Consider the following 21131-nt stretch of genomic DNA (forward strand, 5'->3'; position numbering starts at 1 on the left):
AAAGGTTCAGTGCGCGGCGGAATCCGCCGGCGCGGGACGGCGCAACAGCACGGTCACGGCCGCCGCGACCAGCGCGCAGCCCGCTCCCGCCCACCACGCGTAGGTGATACCGCCCGCCAGTGCCCGCGCCTGGGATTCGGCGGCCCGCAGCTGCTCGGTGCGTGTGGCGGCGAGGGTGATCATGCTGGCCAGGCCGATCGCGCCGCCGAGCCGGTAGGTGGTCGCGATCAGGCCGGAGGCGACCCCGGCCAGGTCCGACTCCACACCCTGCGCGCCCGCCACGAACGACGCCGCCTGCGCGATGCCCCAGCCTGCCGCCCAGAGCACGGTGGGGCCCAGCACATCTCGGGTGTACGAGCCCTGCGGTGGATGCGCCGCCAGCCAGATGAGCCCGCCCGCCGCGATCACCAGACCGCCGCCCAGGGACCAGGCCAGGCCGAGGCCGCGGATGAGCCGGGGCACGGCGGTGGAGACCACGAACAGGGTCACGCTGATCGGCAGGAACACCGCACCCGATTGCAGCGGTGTGTAATCGAGCACCTGCTGCAGGTAGAGGGTCACGGTGAAATAGGTGATCTGACCGATCGCCCCGACCAGGGCGATGACCGTGTTGCCGGCGCAGACGCTGCGAAACCCGAAGATGCGCAACGGCACCAGCGGATCGCGCACCCGCGTCTCCCACACTGTGAACCCGGCCAGCAAGAGCAGCGCCACGCCGAGCAGGCCCGTGGTGGACCAGTCCGCCCAGCCCAGCCGTTCGGTGCCGATCACCGCGTAGGCCACCAGCATCAGCCCGGTGGTGCTCAGCAGCGCGCCCAGCACGTCCGGGCGGCCCACCGCTGGCAGCCGCCGATCGCCGGTGAACCGCGACAGCAGCAGGATCACCACGCCGATGGGCACATTGATGAAGAAGTTCCAGCGCCAGGACACCGTGGTCAGCGCGCCGCCGAGCAGCATGCCGATCCCGCCCGCCAGCCCCGACATGGCGCCCCACCACCCCAGCGCCCGATGCCGCGCCGGGCCGTCGAACTGCGCGACCAGCAGCGTCATCGCCACCGGTGACATGATCGCGGCCCCGACTCCCTGTGCGGCCCGCGCCGCCACCAGCTCGATCGGCCCGGCCGCCACTCCGCACCACAGCGAGGCGGCCGCGAAAATGACCGTGCCCCAGCGGAACATGCGCTGCGCGCCGAGCCGGTCCCCCAGCCGCGCGCCCAGCAGCAGCAGGCCGCCGAAGGGCAGCGCGTACCCGTTGACCACCCAGCTCAGCATGACGTCGCTGAAACCCAGCTGCTGCCGGATGGACGGCAGCGCCACATTCACGATGGTGGCATCCATCGAGATCATGAACTGGGCGCCGACCAGCACCACCATGACCGGCCTGGCCCGCCGGGCGCCGGTCGGCGCGAGGGTAGTGGTCACAGCGCGTTCGATCCGTCCGGTCCGGCCAGTGCGGCGATCTGCTCGGCGGCGGTACGCAGGGAATCCGCGTCCAGCAGCAGCTTGGCCGGCACCGTGACGCCGAAGGTCTGCTGCAGGTGCGACTTCACCTCGAGCGACATGAGCGAATCCAGCCCCATCTCGGTGCCGGACTTGCGCGCGTCGATCTTGGCCGCCGGGCGGCGGGTGACCGCGGCGATCTGTCCAATCAGGCTGTCCAGCACCGCTTCCGGACTGGGGTCGCGCCGCTGCGCGACCGGAGCCGAAGCTGGTTCCGCTGCTGCTGCCGGCGCAGGTGCGGCGCCGTCGGCGGCCGAGGCGGGGCGGGTTTGCGGGGCAGAGAGGCCGTTCGGCACACTGACCAGGGAACGGCCGTTCGTCGGCTGCGGTACGGGCACAGGCGCGGGAGCCGTGGGCGCGGCGCCCCGGGCCATGGGCACAGCGGGCGTGACCGCCTTCGGGGCGAACGTATTCGGCAGTGCCGCCACGGTTTCCGCCGGCGTGGCGCCGAAGGAGGCGATCCCGTCCGGGCGGAAGGCCAGGCTGCCGGACAGCTCGAGCACGGTCCGGCTGGCGGCGTCGCGGATGCGGAGTTCGCCGCGCACCTCGATGGTTGGGCCGCTACCGGCCGGTGCGCCCGACTCGGTCGGGGCCGCAGTGGCCGCCGGTGCCGCCGACAGCGCGGATAGCTCTGATAACGGCAGGATTTCGGGTAGCGGATTCGCGGTGGGCCGGACGCGCAGACCGGTGAGCTCGGCCACGATGGACTCCTGATCATCGAAGACGGTGACATCGGCGATCACCGTGGAAGGTGTGGGTGAGGAGGTGACCTTGACGTGGGTCCACCCCCGGTGGATCGGCGCCTCACCGACCCGGGCGAGCTCGAGATGATCGGCGATCATCCAGACCGGCCTGTCGAACAGCGCCAGCAGGGGCGCGGCGCACGCTTCCAGCAGCGCCGGATGGGCCAGGGCCGCTTCGGGATCCGCGGCCAGCGCGGCGGGCAGCTCAAAGTAGGCCAGCGCCTCGCCCGGGCCGTACCACAGCTCGGTCAGGGCCGTGAAGGACGGACCCCAGGCGGTGCCGCCCTCCTCGGCCCAGGCGTAGAACCCGGCGCCGGTGCACTGCTCGACGAGGCGGGCCCGGATCTCGGCCAGCGGCCGATGGGCCTGCGGCGGAATCGAACCCGTGCGCACGGTGCCGCGGCAGTGCTCGACCATCGGGCCGCCGGGGCCCTCGGCGGCGGTCACGGTGAAACGCCAGATGCCGAACTCCGCGGGCGTCAATTCCACGCGCAGCGTACGGGTTTCGCCGGATGTCAGGACGAGTGCGGCGACGAATTCGACATCGGAGACCGCGACCGGTTGCCCGTCCGCCGCCTCCTGCCCGAATTGCCGTACCCGGTCCAGGAATACGGTGCCCGGCACCAGCCGGACCCCGTTCACGACGTGTTCGAGCAGATACGGCGAGGCCGTCGTGTCGAGGACGAACTCGCGGGCGAGCGTGTTGGTGGTCACCGAGGCATCGGCGTCGGCGAGCCAGAATCGCTCACGCTGCCAGGGGTAGTGCGGCAGCGGCACGCACCGGCCGGCGGAATACAGGCGGGACAGGGCGATCGGCGTATTGCGCTCATAGAGGGCGGCCAATCCGGCAAGCAGGGTGGCACGCTCGGGCTGGCCGCGCCGCAGCGAACCCACGGCCTCACCGGTAACGCCGAGATCGGTGATGTTCTCGCGGATGGCCTGCACCAGCATCGGATGCGGGCTGATCTCCACGAAGACGGTGGGGCGCTCGGCCGCGGCGCCCCGGATCGCGGCGCTGAATTGCACGGGCTCCCTGAGGTTGCGGGCCCAGTACGCGGCCTCGAGGTCGGTGCCCGCGACGGGTTCGCCGAGCACCGTGGAGTGCACGGGTACGGTCCCGGCCAGCGGTGTGATCGTGGCGAGCGCCTCGACCAGGTCGTCGAGCACCGGATCCATCTGCACGCTGTGCGAGGCCACGTCGACCTTGACCATCTGGCAGAACACGTCGCGGGCCTCGAGGGTGGCCTTGAGTTCAGCCAGCACCTGCGGATCACCGGACAGCACAGTGGTTTTCGGACTGTTGCTGACCGCCACCGACACCCGCGTCGTCACCTCGGCGATGAGCTCGCGCGCGGCGTCGATGGACAGGCCGACGACCGCCATCGCGCCCTGACCGGCCACGCGGCGCATGAGCGCGCTGCGCCGGCAGATGACCGCAGCGGCGTCCTCGAGGCTGAGCGCGCCGGCGATGTAGGCCGCCGCCGCCTCGCCCATGCTGTGCCCGATCACCAGGTCCGGTTCCACACCCCAGGCGCGCCAGGTCTCGGCCAGCGCGACCTCCACCGCCCACAGGGTCGGCTGCACCACGTCGATGCCGCTGAGTTCGGTGCCGTCCCGCAGCAATTCCAGCACCGACCACCCGTTTTCGGCCTGGATGGCGGCATCGCAGCGCACCAGCGCGTGGCGGAACGCGGGCGAAACCTCGAGCAGCTCACGACACATGCCGACCCACTGCGAGCCCTGCCCGGGGAAGACGAACGCCACCCGCGGCCTGTCGTGGGACAGGAATTCGGCGTCGCCGTGCAGCACGGCGCGCAACTGCTCGACGAACTCGTCATGCGTCGCGCCGACCACCGCGACCCGGCGGTCGTGATGGGTGCGGCGGGCCGCGGCCGTATAGGCGATATCTCGAATGTCCTCGTGACGGCCGGCGCCGTGGACACCCAGATAGGTCAGATGGAAGCGCACCAGATCCCGTAACGCCTCGTGGGATTGGGCCGAGAGGGCGAGCAGCTGCGCGTCGCCGGTCTCGAGCAGCCCGGCGTCGGAATGCCGGACGCGGGTCGCGGTGGCCGGATCCATCTCGGTGAGCACCACGTGCACATTGGTGCCCGAGACACCGAAACCGCTCACCCCGGCCACCAGCCGCTTGTCATCCTCGAGCGGCGTCGCCACCGACGGCAGCGTCAGCGGCAGCTCCTCCCACGGGATGATCGGATTGGGTGTGCGCAGGTGCAAATTGCCGGGCACGCTCCGATGACGCAGGCACAGTACAGCTTTGATCACGCCGATCAGACCGGCCGCCGCCTCACTGTGCCCGATATTGGTCTTGTGCGAGCCCACCAGCAGCCGCTTGGTGCGATTCGCGCCGAGCACGGTGCCCAGCGATTTCAGCTCGACCGGGTCACCGGCCTGGGTGCCGGTGCCGTGTGCCTCCACGAAATCGACGGTGGCGGGATCGATTCCGGCGTCGGCGTAGGCGTTGCGCAGCACTGCGACCTGGCCGGAGATGGCCGGGGCCATGAACAGTCCGCTACCCATGCCGTCATTGCTGGAACCCACGCCGCGGATCACCGCGTGAATCGGATCGCTGTCGGCCAGGGCCGCGGACAGCGGCTTGAGGATCACCGCCGCGACGCCCTCACTGCGTACGAAACCATTGGCGTCCCGGTCGCCGAACTTACAGCGGCCCTCCGGGGACAGCATGCCCGCCGAGGAGAAGGCCACGCTCTCCCACGGGCTCAGCACCAGGTGCGCTCCTGCGGCGATGGCCATCGAGGACTCACCGCTGCGCAGGCTCTGCACGGCCACGTTCAGCGCCGACAACGACGACGCGCATGCGGCGTCGACGGCCAGGGCGGGCCCGTTCAGATCGAAAGCGAACGACAACCGGCCGGCGATGGCCGAGCGCGCGCCGCCGCCCATGACCCCGTAGATGGTGGGCTTCCCGCGATTCTGCAGCTCCCAGTAGTTCGAGCTGTCGGTGCCGACGAAGACGCCGGTCCGGCTCCCGGCCAGTTGGTCGCGGGTCAGTCCGGCGTCCTCGATGGCCTCCCAGGCACATTCGAGCAACAGCCGCTGCTGGGGATCCATGGCCTCGGCCTCGCGCGGGGAGATGGCGAAGAAATCGGCATCGAAGCCATCGATATTGTCGAGAAAGCCGCCCGCGGTAGTGATTATTTTGCCGGCCGCGGGGCCGCCCGGTTGATAGAACTGTTCGATCGGAAATCGCGTGATGGGTATTTCGGTTATCGCATCTATTCTATCCAGCAGCAGCTGCCAGAATTCATCGATGCCATGTGCTCCCGGTACGTGACACGCCATTCCGATAATCGCGATCATGCGCTCGTCCACCGCAGTGGAATCGATACCGGCGCCAACTGGAATTTCCCGTGTATTCAATTCTTCGCCCCTCCCTGGCAACCACCAAGGCATATGCCGGGCGGGCGGCGCCGGCGGCGCCCGCCGCGGTCGTGAACCCTCAGTCGACGGCGAGGACGACCTTGCCGCCGGGCAGCTCGCGCTGCCGCATACGCTCGACGACCTTGCCCAGGTCGCCCCAGCCGGACACATGGCCCGGCGTCGCCACCAGCCGGCCCGCCGCCGCCAGCGACACCAGGATCGCGAGGTCCACGTCGTCGGGATCGGTTGCGGCATAAGAGATATAGTTCTGCAGGCGGGCGCCCTCGTGGCCGATGAAGTTGTACACGTCCAGCGGCGCCTTCTCGCCCGAACTGCTGCCCAGCACGACCACGGTGCCGCCCGGAGCCAGCTTGGCCAGCGCACCGGTCAGGGCCGCGCCGCCGACCGATTCCAGGACCAAATCAAAAGGCCCGGTGGCGCTTTCGACATCGGTCACCACCTCCGCGGCGCCCAGGCCGATGAGCTCCTCGGCGACCTGGGCGGCCTGCGTGGTGACCGCGCTGACGACCGCGCCCGACAGCGCGGCCAGCTGCACCTGGAAACGTCCGACGCCGCCGTTGGCACCGGTGATCAGGATCTTGCGGCCCAGCACGCTACCGCCGATGCGCAACGTGCGCAGGGCGGTCAGGCCCGCCATCGGCAAGGCGGCGGCCTGTTCCATGGTGAGTTCGTCGTTGAGCACCGTCAGCCGTGAGGTGGGCACCGCCGCACGCTCGGACCAGCCGGCCTGGTCGACCATGCCCACCACGCGGGCGCCGGGCTGCGGGCCCGAGCCGTCGGCCGCGCTCTCGATCACCACGCCTGCGATGTCCTGGCCGGGCCGCCAGCCCTCGGGGCGAATCCCCAGCAGCGCCAATTCGCCACGGTTGAGGGAGAACGCGCGGATCGCGACGAGAGCCTCATGTGGCGCGGGGACTGGTTCGTCGACATCTCCGAAGGAGACCGGCGAATCACCGCTCGGGTTATTGATTACTGCTAGCATTCGTGCCCTCTTCCTGTGCTGATACGTTCTCTTCGAATACTTCCATCGGTAGTCAGAACTGAGAAGGAACGGCTTTTAATCGGCCGATCACGAAGAATTATCGCCACTCAAGGGATAGTGATCGAGATCACTGGATCAGGGGGAATATAACTATGGCGCTCTCTCCATTGGGAGACCGTAAGGTATCTTTTGTGGTTTTACAAACCGCCCTTTCTCATTGTCGAGTGGTAGGATTTCCGGCGAACCGGTTACCGCACAACGGGGGCGTGTATGGAACTCAGGCATCTCGCGAGCTTTGTCACGGTCGCTGAGGAATTACACTTCGGACGTGCGGCCCGCCGATTGCACATCGTGCAGCCTGCCCTCAGCCAGCGCATCAAGGCGCTGGAGAGCGAGCTCGGCCTGCGATTGTTCGATCGCACCGCCGCCGGCGCCGACCTGACCCCGGCCGGGCATCGGCTGCTCGAGCAGGCCCGGATCGTCCTAGGCGCGGCCGACCAGTTCAGCACCCTCGCCGAGGATCTCGCCCACCGCGAGAACATGCAGGCGCAGTTGCGAATCGGCACCGCCGAGGGGATGACCTCGCGCCTCGGGCACATTCTGGCGATGTTGCACGACCAGGCGCCGACGACACAGATCCTGCTGGAGAGCCTGTCGGCCTCCGAGCGGCTGGCCCGGGTGGCCGATCGCCAGCTCGACGCCGCGTTCATCCGCATGCTGCGGCCGATTTCCGGGCTACGGGCGATTCCGTTGTGGACTGATCGCCTGGTCGCGGCGCTCCCGGCCGAACATCCCCTGGCCGGGGAATCGACACTGCCCTTCCAGCGGCTGGCGGCGATTCCGCTGCGTCTTTCCAAGCGGGAATCCAGTCGCACGTTCGTGGATACAGTGTTACAGGCGTGCGGGTCGGCGGGTTTCACTCCGCAGCTGGCGGGCGCCTTCACCACCGTGCAGAACACCCTGGCGCTCTTGGGATCCGGGCAGCCGTCGTGGACTGTCCTCTATGAGGAGGCCGCCACCGCACTGCCCACCCGACGGGTAGCCTTCCGTCGGCTGACCGATCCGGAGATCGTGGCGCAGACCTCGCTGGTCGTGCGCGAATTGACGCCTGCCGTCCGGCAACTCGTCGAGACCTGCCGGGCCAGCGTCCCCAGGGATCTCGACATTTCCGAGACGCCCTTCGCACAAGCGACGGCCGGATGATCACCATCAGTGACTCCGGTCGCATGGATCCGGGCGCACAAGCTCATCGAGCGCTGTTGGAACCGGAGGACAAGACAGCATGACCACCTCGGGCGACACACGGACCGTCGTCATCTGGGCCGACCGGCACAGTGACACCACCGCGTACCTGTTCACCGACCGCGACGTCGCCGAGGAATGGGCGCAGACGAAAGGACGCGAGTACGACCGGCACGGGAACTATGCCGAGAAGACCTACCCCGGCGGCGAACTCCGGATCACCTACGGCGCCCCGAGCGAGGACTATCTCGCCGTGTCCGAGGCCGTCGTCGACCAGCTCGCGCCGAGGCGGGCATCGTGACGATCGAGGCATTCATCGAGGCCCGCCTCGCTGAGCGGACGACCGACGTCGACGCGATCACCTCGGCGCTGTTCCACGCCGAGATCGATCGGCGCGGAACGGGTCCCGGGTCCGCCAGCTACGGCAGCGTGTGGTCCCGTTCCGAACAAACCGCCGCCCAGCTGCTCGCTGCCCCCTCGGTTGCCCGCGAACTGTCCGAATCCGATCAACGCGTGGTGGCCGCCGTATGGTCCGATCACCCGGACTACCAGCAGGAGTGGGCACTGTGAGCATCGCGGCATTCATCGAGGCCCGGCTCACCGAGCGAGAGGCCGCGGCACACGAGGCGCTCGATCTCGAAAAGTTCTTCCCACCGGGTGAATTCGACCTCGAATACCAGTGGGTCCGGTTCGTCCGGCGCCGCGTCCGATCCGTCCGGCGGCCCGGCGGCGATCGGGCGATGTCGTCCAACTTCGCGCCCGGCGCGCCGAGCCCGCGCGAAGTGCTGTGCGAGTGCGCCGCGTGGCGTACGAGCGTCGACTCGTCGGCCCGGCGGATCGCGCAGGTTGGGGACATCACGACACCGAGCACATGATCGAGGCCGACCTCGCCCCGATCGCCGCCATCTGGGCCGAACACCAGGACTACCGGCCAGAGTGGGCCGCGCTCGGAGCATTGGAACCATGACCGCGCGTCGGGCTGCGATATATCGACGAGATTCGGGTGTCAGACCCGAGTCCGGTGGATTGGTCACGCTGGGTTTCCGAATCGCTGCTTGGGCCGCATGGCCAGGCCTCGGATGCACAGTTGCGGACCCAGCAGCAGCCGTGCGCAATCCAGTACGTTTCGACCGTCAACGCGGGCGATTCCTACACCCTCCGTTACGGTTCCGGATTCGGGCAGGTGTTTCAGTCGCAGGTTGATCTCGTTCGGCCGAACGGCACACCGAACGGGGAGTTCTTCCTGATCGATACCGACGGTGCTTGGACCGATACCCAGAATCGGATTCCGGAGTTCCTCACGCCCATCCTGTTGGGGATATGTGATCGTATCCATGCCCCGATCAAGGAGCTCTTCGAGTCGCTGATTACCGACGAGCTGAGGAAGGTGTTCGACGATGAGCAGTGAGCTTGTTAGCGCTGCTGGCGGCAGCCCCTACGCGTTCCCCGACCTGCCTCGAACCCGAATGACAGCGGAGATCGTCAGTGACGCAGACGTTTTGCATCGTCAGGTCCGAGACCTGCAGGGCGTAACCGGTGAGCTGCGAAGGGACATGCTCATCCGCGACCTTGAGGCGCGGCGAAACGAGCAAGCCCGCAAAGCCCCGAAGACGATACTTGAGGAGCCGTCCGACCTCGGCTTTGCGTGGCGTGACATCGCCAAAATCACCGGAGTCAGCGTCGCGGCGGTGACGAAGTGGCGCCGCGGTGAAAGTGCCAATGAGTTGAACCGCCGACGGTTGGCGGAGGTTCTTGCGCTGGTCGATATGCTGACCGATCGCATGATCGAGGAGCCAGTGTCGTGGCTGGAGGCGCGGCCGCGTACCGCTGTTGCGCTCACACCCATGGACATACTCGCGGGGGCCGGCCACAGCTTGTGCTGGAACTTGCGAGCCACTACACCGACGGCTCCGCCGTGGACGCAGCTTTCGACGCGTTCGAACCCAACTGACGAGAAACCAGAGTCGACGACGCCTTCGAGACATTCGTTGCTGATGACAGCATCGTTTCGATCAGACCCAAGAGCTGAAGGCCAAACGGAGTGACAGCGAACAAGCTTGAAACGCCAGAATGACACTCCCCCATTCGGGTCAATGCCGCGGCCTTTGGCGCGGTCGATATGCCGTGGTGGTCGTCTCTGCCCCAGTCGGCGCGAAACGATCAGTTCAACGGTCACGAAGGCTGTGCCTACACAGCGAGTCGGACTGTCAGAAGACACCGCGGATGCAATCCACTCTTCGATCTGTTCCAGCTATGTGACCGGATCGATCCTGCCGGTTGAGGGGAGTTTACGGCCGCCTGAATTCCGGCCTATGGGCGACTCAGAGAGGTGTCCAAGGTTGTCAGCGACAGTTCGAAGGCGTCGCGGGCCTGTTGTATTGTGTCCAGGGCGGTCTTGAGGTCGGCGATGAGCTTGTCGGTGTCGTCGGGGTCCTTGCCCGAACTCCTCGCATCCTGGATGGCGCGGACCGCGTCGTGGCAGCCAGTTCCTCCGGTCCGGGCCCTGTCGATAAACGTCTTCCACGAGATCTCGGATACCGGGGCGGGGACCTGGAAATAGCGTGAGGCTGATGTGGACGTGTCTGCGATCTCGCCGCAGCTCGTCGACAGTCGAGTCAGCGTTTCTCCCATGTCGGAGCTCGCGTCCTTGCTGATTGCCGAGTCAAAATCGTCGGTGGCTTTTTGGAATTGTCTTACGACATCCAGTCCTCCATACTGCCACCAGGCTTTGATCTGATATTTCTCGACCTTCGTCGGTGAGGCCTGTGAGTCTGGGGATGGCAGTAGTGCAGCTGCGGTTGCCGGCGAATCGGATGATGGTCCCGTGGCGATATATCGCGCGTGGACCAGCCCCGGAATGACGATGGCCACCGAAGCGATGCACGTTACCGCGAGGAAGAGTCGGCGTACGGTTGGGCGCGCAACATGTTTCGGTTGAGATTCGGCCCCCGACCGTCCTCGGCGGAATTGAAGGATCTGGGCGGCGGCGGACCAGATCACCACGAGCACGCAATCGCCCGCCAGCGCGACGAGTGACACAATTACCAGGTCCTGAATGACGCCGGATTTGGTATCGATGTGCCATTCGCAGTACCGGTGCACGACTTTGATCCGGTCGACGCAACCGTCGGTGGATTGAAGCAGCAGGATTCCTCCCGCGCCGAGGATAACTGCCAACTGCGTGGAAAGCATGCTGAGCAGAAGACGATGGCGTCGGTCCAGTGCGCAGGCTATGACGGAAGTGGCGAGGGCCCCGAGCAGAACCGCGCCGATAATCCAGGTGTCGTAGGAGGACAAGTAGGCCGACAGCTGCTGTTTCCTTGATGTCGACAATCGGCCTTGCGCCGCCGCAATCGGGAGCAGGATGACGTCGTGTGCGTGTGCCGATGCAACGACAGCTGCGATCCATGCGATCACGGCACCGAGAAATGCCGGTCCCGTTATGCGTCGTAGCCGCGGAAGGAAATCTGCGCCACGGACGCCCCACGCCGCCAGCGGGGCGACCAGAAATACTGCGAGGGTGAGGGCGGCCACGGCGACGAAGGGCCACAAGATGTCGATTTTGTCCAGGGCGCTCTGCGCCCAGACCTCGGCGCGGTGCTCAGCATTGTACCCACCGAAGAATGAATTCCTCCATTTACGTACTGCTCCGATATCAAGGGCTGCGCCGATCGAATACTCTTGACCTTCGCGTTCCCACCACCCGTACCAGAAAGTCAGCAGGATTCCGCTCGATGCGACGACGAGATAAACAATCGTTCGGAGGCTCCTGGCGCGCCACACGGTGAGCCAGTGGTCGGTCAACTCGGAACTCCACCAGGCGTATCCAGCAAAGAACGCCAGGATCAGTAGCAGTGCCAATGGCTTGCCGGGGAGCCACTCCGCCGGTGCGACGCGGCCCATGATCAGTTCGGCCGCCACGCCGCCCGCCCCGAGTGAAAGGCCAACGAATAGAGGCCGGGGTGGTCTCTGTCCAGTCAGCGACGCGTACAAGACTGCCCGGCAGAGCGCGAAGCCTACAATTCCCGATACGATCGCGGCCGCGATCGCGGCGGAGATGATTTGAGTCCAATTGCTGCGCGCCAGGTGGAAGTTTGCCAGAATATCGGACATTTGGCCGACTGTCAGTCCGGCGGCGGCTCCGGTCAAGAACACGGGTAGGCCGCGGACACCGAACAATTCGCTCGGATCGTTCAGTATCCCGCGTCGGAGGTCCCAGCGTGGGTGTGTGAGCCAGAGCTCCTGAAAAGAGCCGAGTGACCGTTGAACGAAGCCCGGTGACTGGTGCGGTTTGGCGATCACCCATCCGCGCGGGTCGGCTCCCCAGCGCACGGCTGCGAGGTCGGCGTAGACCTCACGGCTCCGTAGGACATCCGCGCGGGCCAAGTAGATCAAAACGACCATGGAGGCGACCAGCGCGATGTTTCGTATGGTCGGGATTTCGTCTCGTTGCCACGTGAACCCGCGCAGGAGCGTATACGTGTTCCAGACCAGATATGGAATGAGAACGAGCAGAATGAATGCCCGCCACATCGCAACCGACAGGTAGGTGATGGTGATGTCCCGGTTTCGGACGTGCCCCAATTCGTGAAGCACGACCGCTCGGAACCGGTGCGGTTCGGAGTTCCTTACCGCGAGCAGGCCACCGTTCAATCGAACTATCGGCCGACGGGTCCGACCGAAGACCGCCGCGCCGAGGGACAATGCGGTCCTGTCCACGACATAGCGTGGGCTGTCTGCCAAACGGCATTCCTGCTCGAAGGCGGTCAAGGTGGCACGAATGTCGCCGGTCGGATCGACACTTGTGAACGGAACTACTTTGGCGCGGCGGCATTTCCAGGCACCGATCCCGAAGAAGATCGCGAAGGTGACCGTGAGCATGAGGGCGGTCCACACCATTGGCACCCAGGCAGGTGGAAGGGGCTCGTAGCGTGCGACGCAGGTTTCATAGGCGGTCCACTGATCTTTGATGCGCAGCGCACGCTGCACTGTCCCGCGAGTCGGGTCCACTCCTGCCGCCATATCGCAGCCGAGGCGTCCGCTGCCGATGTAGTCGCTGAGGACGGTCCAGGCCATCGCCGCGCTGGCGACCATCAAGAGGACCGTCAACAAGACGAATCGGAGCGTCGTGCCAGCACCGATCGCATCATCGCCGAGCTGTTCGTCGGGGCGGGTGTCGGTCATCTCGGCCTCACCTCAAGAAGGTGAAGTGCCGGAGCGACGTTCCTCCTCGGAGGGGGTGGGAGGCGATGACTCGTCCTTGTTGGCGGCGGTCAGCATCAGGCGCACGACCAAACCGTCTGCGATGGCCTGCGCTCGGGCCTCGTCGAGCCCTCGTTGCCCAGCGATTTCCAGAGCCTGCCGCTGTATTTCGGCGAGTTGTTCCTCGGTCAGCGGCGGCATTCTCCTGGGCTGCTCGGCCTTGCGGCGAAACACCTTTCGGGTCAAGGTTTTCATGGCCGATGCGGCACCGTCACCGACGGCCACACCCAGACGGTCTGCCGCACGGTTGACCGCAATCCACACCACTGGTGTCGCCAGGGCCGCGACTGCGGCGACTCCGAAGCCGAGCGGCTCTCTCGACGCCTTCATTTGTTCGAGTCTCTGAGTGATCGTTGACGCGTCGAATCCCGCCATTCCGTCGATGATCGGCAGTTCGTCCGGCGAGACGATGGCGATCACGTCACGGACGATTGCGAAAACCGTACTGTTGTCAAGGTTTTCGGCGTTGTCGACCGAATGCTCGGCCATTTTTCCCCCCAACGAGAGCCAGCTAGGCCTACCTGTCAAGGGTACCGTGCGAGGGAACCCTATGCGCCCGAACAAGAGGTGATACCCAGTCACACGCTCTGTCGATCCGGAGGGGACGCGTGTTGTCGTGGATCGATGCAGGCTCTGGTCGACCGAATTGACGAGATGTCCTTGCTACTGGGATGCGTCGATCGCGCCGTACAGACTGGAGAAGGCGCGGTGATGGTGCTGCGCGGTGAGGCCGGCGTCGGCAAGAGCACCCTGCTGTTGACCTTCGGCGAGTGCGCGGCCAGCCAGCCCGCGCCTGCGGGGCTGCTGACCGGATATGGGCAGGCGATGTTGAATTTCCTTGCCCGGCCGGTCTTCCCTATGGGTTCAGGCGGTCATCGCAACACTCCACGCAGCACGCCGAAAGGTCAACATGCCGTGGTCATCTCGAAGGGCTGATCAGCTAGCTATGCTGCGCTATAGGTGCTCTGAGCTGGGGTGTTAGCTGACAGCAATCCCCTATGATGCTAACCTGCGACTCCCAACCTGGGGTTTTGCATTTGCGCTGATTTCCTCGCGATTCGCGGACTGCGCCTGACCTGGGTAAATGATGGTCCCGGCTGTGCCCTCGGCGGGGCACTATAAGGATGGGAACGGAGTCGACCAGCGGTTCGCATGGGGAATGCTGACGATCGAAGCGGGATTCGGCCGTCGCCAAGCCGGATTGATAGACCAGGAACTCGAGCTCCGAACCCGCGATTTGGTGGTATTGGCCATCCAATACGGCCACATGCGCACCGTCCTCGACGGCCGCACCGCCAGTGGCTACGGCAACCGCGCCCGCCGGGGCTTCCACGGCGAGCTCGACGTGTCGGCCCTGAGACCGCCGGGCAACTGCTGACCAGCGCCGGCGACAATCCCCAACACATGCGCTCGGAAGCCGCGTCCGCGCACCTGGCCGGCGTCGCCCCAATCCCGCCTCATCCGGTCGCACCCGCTGACACCGCCGGGGCCGCGGTGGTGACCGGGCAGCCAACAACGCCCTCTACGCCATCGCCGTGGTCCGCATGCGCCATGACCCCCGCACCCACGCCTACGTTGAACGCCGCACCGCACAAGGGCTTTCGAAGGGTGCTGGCCCAGGGCACCGCGACCCTGCTGCTCGACGAGCCGACCGCCGCACTCGATCTCGGCCACCAGGAGCAGGTGCTGCACCTGGCGCGCGAGCGTGCCGCCGCGGGCGCGGCCGTCGTGGTCGTGCTCCACGACCTCGGCGTCGCCGCCGCCTACGCCGACCGGGTCGCCGTCCTGGAAGCCGGGCGCATCGCCGCCGACGGCCCGCCCCGCCAGATCCTCACCCCCGAACTGCTCTCCCGCGTCTACCAGCACCCGGTCGACGTCTTCGACCACCCGGCGACCGGCGCGCAACTGGTGCTGCCCGTCCGCCGCTGACCCGCTGGAACCCGTGCGGGCCAGGCGCATTCGCCCCGGCCCGCACGCCGGCGGCACCGATTGCATCTCCGGCGTGCCGAGAAGAGATTCGGCTTGCCGGCGCCAGTCGGCGCGCTGCTCGGCCCAGGAACGGGATCGATGCCAGGACGGTCGGGTCTCAAGGGCCGCGCGCTCCATGAGCGCGAACATTTCCTTCGGCATCGGTTCGCGCCCGACCCCGCGTGCGAACTTGGCCGCGAGCACGTCGAGACGGGCGGTGATCGCGGCATCGCGGCTTGACCAATAGTCGATCAACACCAGTGGCACACCATCGACTTCGCGGATCGGCCGCCTCGCCGGGTCGGTGCCAGGACGCTCGCTGAACGACTACCGACCCAGTGCGGCTACCGTAAGCGCGAAATCCGGCTGCCGACTTGGTGGACGTTGCGGACCGTCGGCACGCGGTGGGCCGACGGCCCATCCGGCACTACGGCCGTGGTGCCGCTTGGTTGCTTGCACTCCGCCCTTACGATGTCGCCGCCGTCCGGCGCTGGCTTGCGTCGGCATAGCGGCTGATCGGCCGGGCCAAGCCGAGCATGCCCCGTAAGGTCGTCGCCTCGTACGCGGTCCGAAACCCCGCCCGGCTCTGCAATTGCGGGACCAGGTCGCGGCAGATCGCCTGGAGATCGTCGGGCAGCACGGCCGGTCGCAGCCGAAAGCCGTTGATACCGGCCGATTTCCAGTCCACCATCAAATCTGCCAGTTCGCCCGGGGTTCCGGTGAAGATCTCGGCGTCGGAGGTCAGTGCTTCGCCGTCGAGAGTGTCGAACCGGTGCAGGCGACGGGCGGCGGCGCCCGGCTGCTCGTCGAGCACGACGAGCAGTTCACCGAAGACCGCGAGAGGCCGGTCAGCGGGACGGCCGGTCTTCGCCCGCGCGGCGTCGACCTCACCCAGGATCCGAGTCACATCCGTGCGCGAGTGCGGTGTGACGTAGACGATGTCGGCGGCGGCTGCGGCTGCGGCGAGCTCGTAGGGCACCGAGGCATGAGCGAGCACAGTGACCGGCGGCTGCCCCTGCGGCGGCCGCGGGGTGATCGCTGGGCCGCGGATACTGAAGTGTTCACCACGAAAGTTGATGTGGTGCAGTTTGTCTCGATCGATGAACCGCTCGGTGGCGGCGTCGCGGATCTCGGCATCGTCCTCCCAGCTGTCCCACAACCGCCGAGCGACCTCGACGACGTCGCCGGCCTCGCGGTGCAACTCGGCCAGCGCCGCCGCGATCGCCTCGGGGCCCGACAGATCCGTCGGCGACAGCAGTGGGGTCTCGCGGCGGCCGAAATGGGCCGCGTCCGCGGCACGCGACGAGACTTGCGGACGCCAGCCGGCACGCCCGTGGCTGACATAGTCGAGCGTCGCGATACCCATGGCTAGATGAAACGGTTCGGTGTGGGTGACATTGGTCGTCGGCACCAGGCCCAGATGCGTGGTCAATGGCGCGAGCCGGGCGGCCAGCAGGACCGCGTCCAGGCGGCCGCGCACCTGGTCGGTGCGGTCGTCGGGCAGATGGAACCGAGCGGACTGCATGCCCAGCGCATCCTCGATCGTGACGAAATCCAGCAGCCCGCGTTCGGCCTCGGCGACCAGCTCGCGCCAGTATCCGACCGTGAACAACTCGCGGGGGCGCGCGTTCGGCTCGCGCCATGCCGCCGGATGCCAGCCGGCGCCGTCGAGCGCGACGGCCAGGTGTAGTTCGGTCATGATGCCTCCCTTGCAGTGGTGTGTCCGGGCCTGCGGTCCAGGCCCAGGTGCTCGCGCAGCGTGGTGCCGGTGTACTCGGTGCGGTACACCCCCTTCTCTTGGAGCAGCGGGACGACATGAGTGACCAGATCGTCCAGTCCGGTGGGTGTCAGGTGCGGGACGAAGATGAAGCCGTCGGCGCCGCCGCGACGGGCGAAGTCCTCGATGGCGTCGGCGACGGCGACCGGCGTGCCCACGAAGGTCGGACGGGCGGCGATCTCGATCACCAGTTGCCGAATGCTCAACCCCCGCGCTGCCGCCATCTCCCGCCAGCGCAGAGCCGTCTCCATGCGTCCGCTGCGGAACGTCGAATGTCCTTGAAGTAGTTGACTTTCCGGAATCGGATCGATTTCCGGTAGCGGCCCGTCCGGATCGTATGCGGACAGATCGCAGCCCCAGATCCCTTCCAGGAAAGTCAGGGCCGTGCGCGGGCCGACCTGGGCACGAGCGATCTCCACAGCGCGATCGGCGGCCTCGGCCGCGGTATCGCCGAGCACATACGTGACCGAAGGGAAGATCAGCAGTTCGTCGGCCGTCCGGCCGTAGGTGGCGAGCCTGGATTTGACGTCACGGTAGAACGCGCGAGCCTCGTCGAACCGGTCGTATTTGCTGAAGACGACCTCTGCTTCCCGGGCGGCGAAGTCACGGCCCGCCGGGGATTCGCCGGCCTGGATGATCACCGGGTGTCTCTGCGGACCCGATGGCGTGGCGAACCTGCCATGAATGTCGAAATGCTGTCCGGGATGGGAGAATTCGCCCGCACCGGGCCGGATGAACGCACCGCCGACAGGGTCGGCGAGGATGTCGTCCGACCGCAGACTGTCCCACAGCTCGCGCGCGGTCGCCAGGAATTCCGCGGCGCGCGTGTACCGGTCCGCCTCGGCGAGGAACCCGCCGCGCCGGAAGTTCTCACCGGTGAACGCGTCGAAGCTCGTCACCACATTCCATGCGGCCCGGCCATCGCTGAGAATGTCCAGGGTGGCCAGCCGCCGGGCCACCTCATAGGGTTCGTTGAAGGTGGCGTTGATCGTCGCGGCCAGGCCCAGGCGTTCGGTGACCGCAGCGAGCGCCGACAGCATGGTCAGCGATTCCGGACGGCCCATCACGTCCATGTCGTGCAGGAGTCCCTTGTGTTCCCGCAGCCGCAGTCCCTCGGCGAGGAAGAAGAAGTCGAATCGGCCGCGCTCGGCGGTGCGCGCCAGTTGTGCGAACGATTCGAATTCGATCTGGCTTCCCGCCCGTGGGTCCGACCATACGGTGGTGTGGTGGATGCCGGGCAACTGGGCGGCGAGGTGAATCTGCTTCACGCGTAGTCCTTCGATCGAACGGGGAAGGCATGCCCGCGAGCGCCGAGGACCACCAGCAGGGTGGGTGCCAGCAGCACCAGCACGGTCCACGGGAATGCCATCGGGCCGAACAGCGTCAACAGCACCCCGCCGACGACACCGCCGCCGGCCATCGCCACGTTCCACAGCGTGACCAGCATGGCCTGGGCCGCATCGGCGGCGTCACCGCCGGCGATCGCCACCGCGGTCTGCAGCAGGGTCGGCACGCCGCCCCAGCCCAATCCCCACAGCGCGGCCGCCACGTAGATCAGCACCGCGTTGTGCACCTGCGCGGCCAGCATCGCGGCCGCGATGGCCACCAGAATCGTTCCGGCGATGGTCAATCCACGCAGGCGGCGGTCGATGTGCGCGCCGGTGAACCAGATGCTCACCATCGACGCGATGCCGAAGACCAGCAGCACCGCACCGACCATGCCGTGCAACCCGGCCCCATCGAGGAAGCTGGCAATGTAGGTGTAGAGGACGGTGTGTGCGAGAACGAACACCAGGGTGACGAACAGCACCGCACCCACCCCGGGAACTCGTGCGGTTGCCGACAGCTGAATGCGACCGCCGCCCGACTGCCCGGGAAAGTCCGGAACCACCAACGAGATCCATGCCAGTAGCACCACCGCGAGCACTGACATCACCGCGAACGTCACTTGCCAGCCGACCGCATCGCCGAGGAACGTCCCCAGCGGGATGCCCAGCGACAGCGCCAGTGGAATGCCGGCCATCACGATCGCAATCGACTTGCCCTGCAACGATTCCGGCGCGAGACGGCGCGCATACCCGGCCAGCAACGCCCACACCAGACCGGCCGCGATGCCGGCGATGAACCGCGCGACCAGCGTCAGCGGGTACGACAGCGACGCCGCCGTCACGGTATTGGCCACCGCGAATCCGGCCACTCCAGCCAGGAGCAGCCGCTTGCGCCGCCATCCAGCCGTCGCCACCGATAACGGAATGGCGGACACCGCAGTTCCGATCGCGTAGACGGTGACCAGCTGCCCGGTTGCCGACTCGCCGACGCTCAGGTCGGCGCTCATTCCGGGCAGTACGCCAGCGGGCAACGCCTCGGTGAGCACAGTGATGAACGCTGCGGTGGTCAGCGCGAGCAACGACGGAACTGGCAGTCGCTGAGCATCTTTCGTGGTCGTCTCCGACCGCGGGACCTGTATTCGATTCGCCATGCGGGTATCGTGAAACCTTCACATAAGTGTGAAGGTCAAGGGATTCGCCGAGATGAGGAACATCACATGCGCATCGGAGAGCTGGCCCGTCGCACCGGCACGTCCACCCGGTTGCTGCGCTACTACGAGGAAAAGGCGCTGATCGTCGCACGCCGCTCACCCAACGGCTACCGGGACTACGACGATGCCTTCGTCGACCGGGTGATGCAGATCCGCGGCCTGCTCGACGCGGGCCTGCCGACCCGCATCATCAAGCAAATCCTGCCCTGCCTGAACAAACCCCGAGTCATCCACTTCACCGACGCCACCCCGCAGATGATCGCCACGCTCGAGCACGAGCTGAACCGCATGACCGAGCGCATCGAAGTGCTCACCCACAACCGCGACGCCATCGCCGAGTACCTCGAGGCCGTCCTGGACGCCGACGATCTCCGCGCGACCTCATGACGCCTGAGGAGCATGAGAGATGTTGCAACAAAACCTCTTCGACGCCCGCACCGACGCAAGCTCGGATTTCATATCTCTTGATTTCAACTATCGACAACGCGAATCCTCGCAGGAACCAACGGGTTCCGCGACACCGCCACTGATCCCGAACGATCCAGCAAGGCAAGCCTCGGGGATAGCCTGGGAACTCCTCGCCGACTGGGTCATCGTTGACAACCCGACCACTGGTGATGGACGTCCGACGCCTTCGGCCGATGGACTCTGGTAGTCGGCGTCCTTTCGTTCGCATCCTGAGGGGGACATCACATGCTCGGGCACACCGACCAAATACCCTTCTCCTGGCCGGTTCCGCTCAAGGCGTCGAGATCCCCGGAAACCTTCCGGATCCTGATCGCACAGGACGACCCCGCCGAATCCGAGGACTTGTCTCAGCGGTTGCGCCGCCACGGCCACTCGGCCGACGTTGTTCAGAGCGGCTCGGAAATCCTGCACACGATCGAGAATCCCGCGCTCGTCCTGCTCGACCTCGAACTCCCAGATATCGATGGACTCGAGGTCTGTCGCGCTGTCCGGACGATCAGCGCGGTCCCGATCATCGTCGTCACCGCCCGAGGAGACGAACTCGACCGCGTGCTTGCCTTCCGATCCGGCGCCGACGACTATGTCGTGAAGCCCTACAGCTTCCGGGAACTGTTGTGCCGCATCCACGCTGTCATGCGCCGCAGCGTATCGACTGAGAGCCAGGAGGCACCCCTCAAGTTCGGAGCGCTGCGAATCGAGCCCGCCCGAAGGGCGGTATTCGTGCACGGAAGGCGGGTGGAGACGACCCGCAAGGAGTTCGATCTGCTGCTCATGCTCGCCTGCAACCCTCATGCGTTCGGCCTCGGCGACCAGCTCGCGCCAAGGTCCACGACGACGCCCCCGCGGGCATCATCGTCGCGAAACGCATGGGCGCCACCAAACTCGGTGATCAGTACGTGCTCATGCGGATGCGCGATCTCGTCGCGATCCTGACCGGCCGCCGCAACCACATCATCCGACCGAGGGGGCGAAACCCCGAATGACAATCGAGTGCCGGCGTCCATGGGGCCCGCGCCGGATCGCTGGTACCCGTGCGTCACATACTCCGACCGGCTCGTCGTCGAGTTGCTCGCTGTGCCCGGCCTGGTCGCCGAGGGGACGACCCCGCGCGCCAGCCTCACCCGGGTGAGCGCCGGCTGCTACGGCGGCCGCTCGGCCGAGACCGCGCTGCCGGTGCAGTCGATAGCCAGTGATCTGCCCGAGCACCTGGCGTAGAACGAGGTCGCA

20 protein-coding genes and 3 pseudogenes are annotated in these 21131 nt (G+C 66.7%); 14 read left to right on the plus strand and 9 right to left on the minus strand.

The annotated features are described in order from the left end of the window. Window positions 1-6: 6 nt before the first annotated feature. From ACWEKS_RS35740 to ACWEKS_RS35750, 3 genes are all read right to left on the minus strand, one after another. Entirely contained in the window at window positions 7-1422 is a 1416-nt protein-coding gene (locus ACWEKS_RS35740; RefSeq protein WP_452344192.1) for an MFS transporter, read from the minus strand. Further along, on the minus strand, window positions 1419-5585 hold the full coding sequence (locus ACWEKS_RS35745) for a type I polyketide synthase (protein WP_452344193.1): 4167 nt from the start codon (window positions 5583-5585) through the stop codon (window positions 1419-1421). Before ACWEKS_RS35745 ends, ACWEKS_RS35740 begins: the two co-directional genes overlap by 4 nt. 139 nt (window positions 5586-5724) lie before the next feature. Further along, window positions 5725-6648 (minus strand): zinc-binding dehydrogenase, encoded by a 924-nt coding sequence (locus tag ACWEKS_RS35750; RefSeq protein ID WP_452344194.1) that lies wholly within the window; start codon window positions 6646-6648, stop codon window positions 5725-5727. A gap of 270 nt (window positions 6649-6918) precedes the next feature. On the opposite strand from ACWEKS_RS35750, the gene ACWEKS_RS35755 reads away from it, so the two are divergent. The 6 genes from ACWEKS_RS35755 to ACWEKS_RS35780 all read left to right on the plus strand — a co-directional run bounded on the left by ACWEKS_RS35755 (window position 6919) and on the right by ACWEKS_RS35780 (window position 9935). Continuing rightward, window positions 6919-7851, plus strand: coding sequence for a LysR family transcriptional regulator (locus tag ACWEKS_RS35755; protein ID WP_452344195.1), 933 nt, complete (start codon window positions 6919-6921; stop codon window positions 7849-7851). Window positions 7852-7930: 79 nt separating this feature from the next. Then, the gene (locus ACWEKS_RS35760; RefSeq protein ID WP_452344196.1) at window positions 7931-8191 is read left to right on the plus strand and encodes a hypothetical protein; all 261 of its coding nucleotides are present in this window, start codon (window positions 7931-7933) and stop codon (window positions 8189-8191) included. Next, window positions 8188-8460: a hypothetical protein gene (locus ACWEKS_RS35765; protein ID WP_452344197.1), complete on the plus strand. Its 273-nt coding sequence runs from the start codon at window positions 8188-8190 to the stop codon at window positions 8458-8460. The genes ACWEKS_RS35760 and ACWEKS_RS35765 overlap by 4 nt, the downstream gene beginning before the upstream one ends. Continuing rightward, on the plus strand, window positions 8457-8765 hold the full coding sequence (locus ACWEKS_RS35770) for a hypothetical protein (protein ID WP_452344198.1): 309 nt from the start codon (window positions 8457-8459) through the stop codon (window positions 8763-8765). The genes ACWEKS_RS35765 and ACWEKS_RS35770 overlap by 4 nt, the downstream gene beginning before the upstream one ends. A 104-nt stretch (window positions 8766-8869) precedes the next feature. Beyond that, on the plus strand, window positions 8870-9298 hold the full coding sequence (locus ACWEKS_RS35775; protein ID WP_452344254.1) for a TIGR04255 family protein: 429 nt from the start codon (window positions 8870-8872) through the stop codon (window positions 9296-9298). Further along, window positions 9288-9935: a hypoxia/intracellular survival transcriptional regulator MosR gene (locus ACWEKS_RS35780; RefSeq protein ID WP_452344199.1), complete on the plus strand. Its 648-nt coding sequence runs from the start codon at window positions 9288-9290 to the stop codon at window positions 9933-9935. Before ACWEKS_RS35775 ends, ACWEKS_RS35780 begins: the two co-directional genes overlap by 11 nt. Before the next feature lie 265 nt (window positions 9936-10200). On the opposite strand, the gene ACWEKS_RS35785 is transcribed toward ACWEKS_RS35780, so the two are convergent. Together ACWEKS_RS35785 and ACWEKS_RS35790 are read right to left on the minus strand one after the other, a co-directional pair. Beyond that, entirely contained in the window at window positions 10201-13074 is a 2874-nt protein-coding gene (locus ACWEKS_RS35785; RefSeq protein WP_452344200.1) for a M48 family metalloprotease, read from the minus strand. A 12-nt stretch (window positions 13075-13086) separates the two neighbouring features. Beyond that, window positions 13087-13641 (minus strand): hypothetical protein, encoded by a 555-nt coding sequence (locus ACWEKS_RS35790; protein ID WP_452344201.1) that lies wholly within the window; start codon window positions 13639-13641, stop codon window positions 13087-13089. A 135-nt stretch (window positions 13642-13776) separates the two neighbouring features. Between ACWEKS_RS35790 and ACWEKS_RS35795 the strand changes: the two genes are divergently transcribed. From ACWEKS_RS35795 to ACWEKS_RS35810, 4 genes and pseudogenes are all read left to right on the plus strand, one after another. Beyond that, window positions 13777-14088 (plus strand): hypothetical protein, encoded by a 312-nt coding sequence (locus tag ACWEKS_RS35795; protein ID WP_452344202.1) that lies wholly within the window; start codon window positions 13777-13779, stop codon window positions 14086-14088. 223 nt (window positions 14089-14311) lie between these two features. Beyond that, complete coding sequence (locus tag ACWEKS_RS35800; RefSeq protein WP_452344203.1) at window positions 14312-14530, plus strand: hypothetical protein; 219 nt, start codon at window positions 14312-14314, stop codon at window positions 14528-14530. Next, a pseudogene (locus ACWEKS_RS35805) lies at window positions 14512-14759 on the plus strand (transposase); the annotation flags it as partial. The gene ACWEKS_RS35800 and the pseudogene ACWEKS_RS35805, both read left to right, overlap by 19 nt. Continuing rightward, a pseudogene (locus ACWEKS_RS35810) lies at window positions 14755-15081 on the plus strand (hemin ABC transporter ATP-binding protein); the annotation flags it as partial. The pseudogenes ACWEKS_RS35805 and ACWEKS_RS35810, both read left to right, overlap by 5 nt. Window positions 15082-15177: 96 nt before the next feature. On the opposite strand, the pseudogene ACWEKS_RS35815 reads toward ACWEKS_RS35810, so the two are convergent. The 4 genes and pseudogenes from ACWEKS_RS35815 to ACWEKS_RS35830 form a co-directional block, all read right to left on the minus strand. Beyond that, window positions 15178-15405, minus strand: a pseudogene (locus ACWEKS_RS35815) (relaxase domain-containing protein); the annotation flags it as partial. Window positions 15406-15586: 181 nt separating this feature from the next. Beyond that, on the minus strand, window positions 15587-16819 hold the full coding sequence (locus tag ACWEKS_RS35820) for an LLM class flavin-dependent oxidoreductase (protein ID WP_452344204.1): 1233 nt from the start codon (window positions 16817-16819) through the stop codon (window positions 15587-15589). Beyond that, window positions 16816-18165 (minus strand): NtaA/DmoA family FMN-dependent monooxygenase, encoded by a 1350-nt coding sequence (locus ACWEKS_RS35825; RefSeq protein ID WP_452344205.1) that lies wholly within the window; start codon window positions 18163-18165, stop codon window positions 16816-16818. The genes ACWEKS_RS35820 and ACWEKS_RS35825 overlap by 4 nt, the downstream gene beginning before the upstream one ends. After that, window positions 18162-19376: an MFS transporter gene (locus ACWEKS_RS35830; RefSeq protein WP_452344206.1), complete on the minus strand. Its 1215-nt coding sequence runs from the start codon at window positions 19374-19376 to the stop codon at window positions 18162-18164. The genes ACWEKS_RS35825 and ACWEKS_RS35830 overlap by 4 nt, the downstream gene beginning before the upstream one ends. Before the next feature lie 66 nt (window positions 19377-19442). On the opposite strand from ACWEKS_RS35830, the gene ACWEKS_RS35835 reads away from it, so the two are divergent. The 4 genes from ACWEKS_RS35835 to ACWEKS_RS35850 are packed head-to-tail and all read left to right on the plus strand — an operon-like array spanning window position 19443 to window position 21119. Then, complete coding sequence (locus tag ACWEKS_RS35835; RefSeq protein ID WP_452344207.1) at window positions 19443-19823, plus strand: MerR family transcriptional regulator; 381 nt, start codon at window positions 19443-19445, stop codon at window positions 19821-19823. A 19-nt stretch (window positions 19824-19842) separates the two neighbouring features. Then, window positions 19843-20091, plus strand: coding sequence for a hypothetical protein (locus ACWEKS_RS35840; RefSeq protein ID WP_452344208.1), 249 nt, complete (start codon window positions 19843-19845; stop codon window positions 20089-20091). A 38-nt stretch (window positions 20092-20129) separates the two neighbouring features. Further along, on the plus strand, window positions 20130-20837 hold the full coding sequence (locus ACWEKS_RS35845) for a response regulator transcription factor (protein ID WP_452344209.1): 708 nt from the start codon (window positions 20130-20132) through the stop codon (window positions 20835-20837). A 57-nt stretch (window positions 20838-20894) separates the two neighbouring features. Continuing rightward, window positions 20895-21119: a hypothetical protein gene (locus ACWEKS_RS35850; RefSeq protein WP_452344210.1), complete on the plus strand. Its 225-nt coding sequence runs from the start codon at window positions 20895-20897 to the stop codon at window positions 21117-21119. The last annotated feature ends 12 nt before the right edge of the window (window positions 21120-21131 follow it).

It is taken from the genome of Nocardia sp. NPDC004711 (assembly GCF_053601595.1).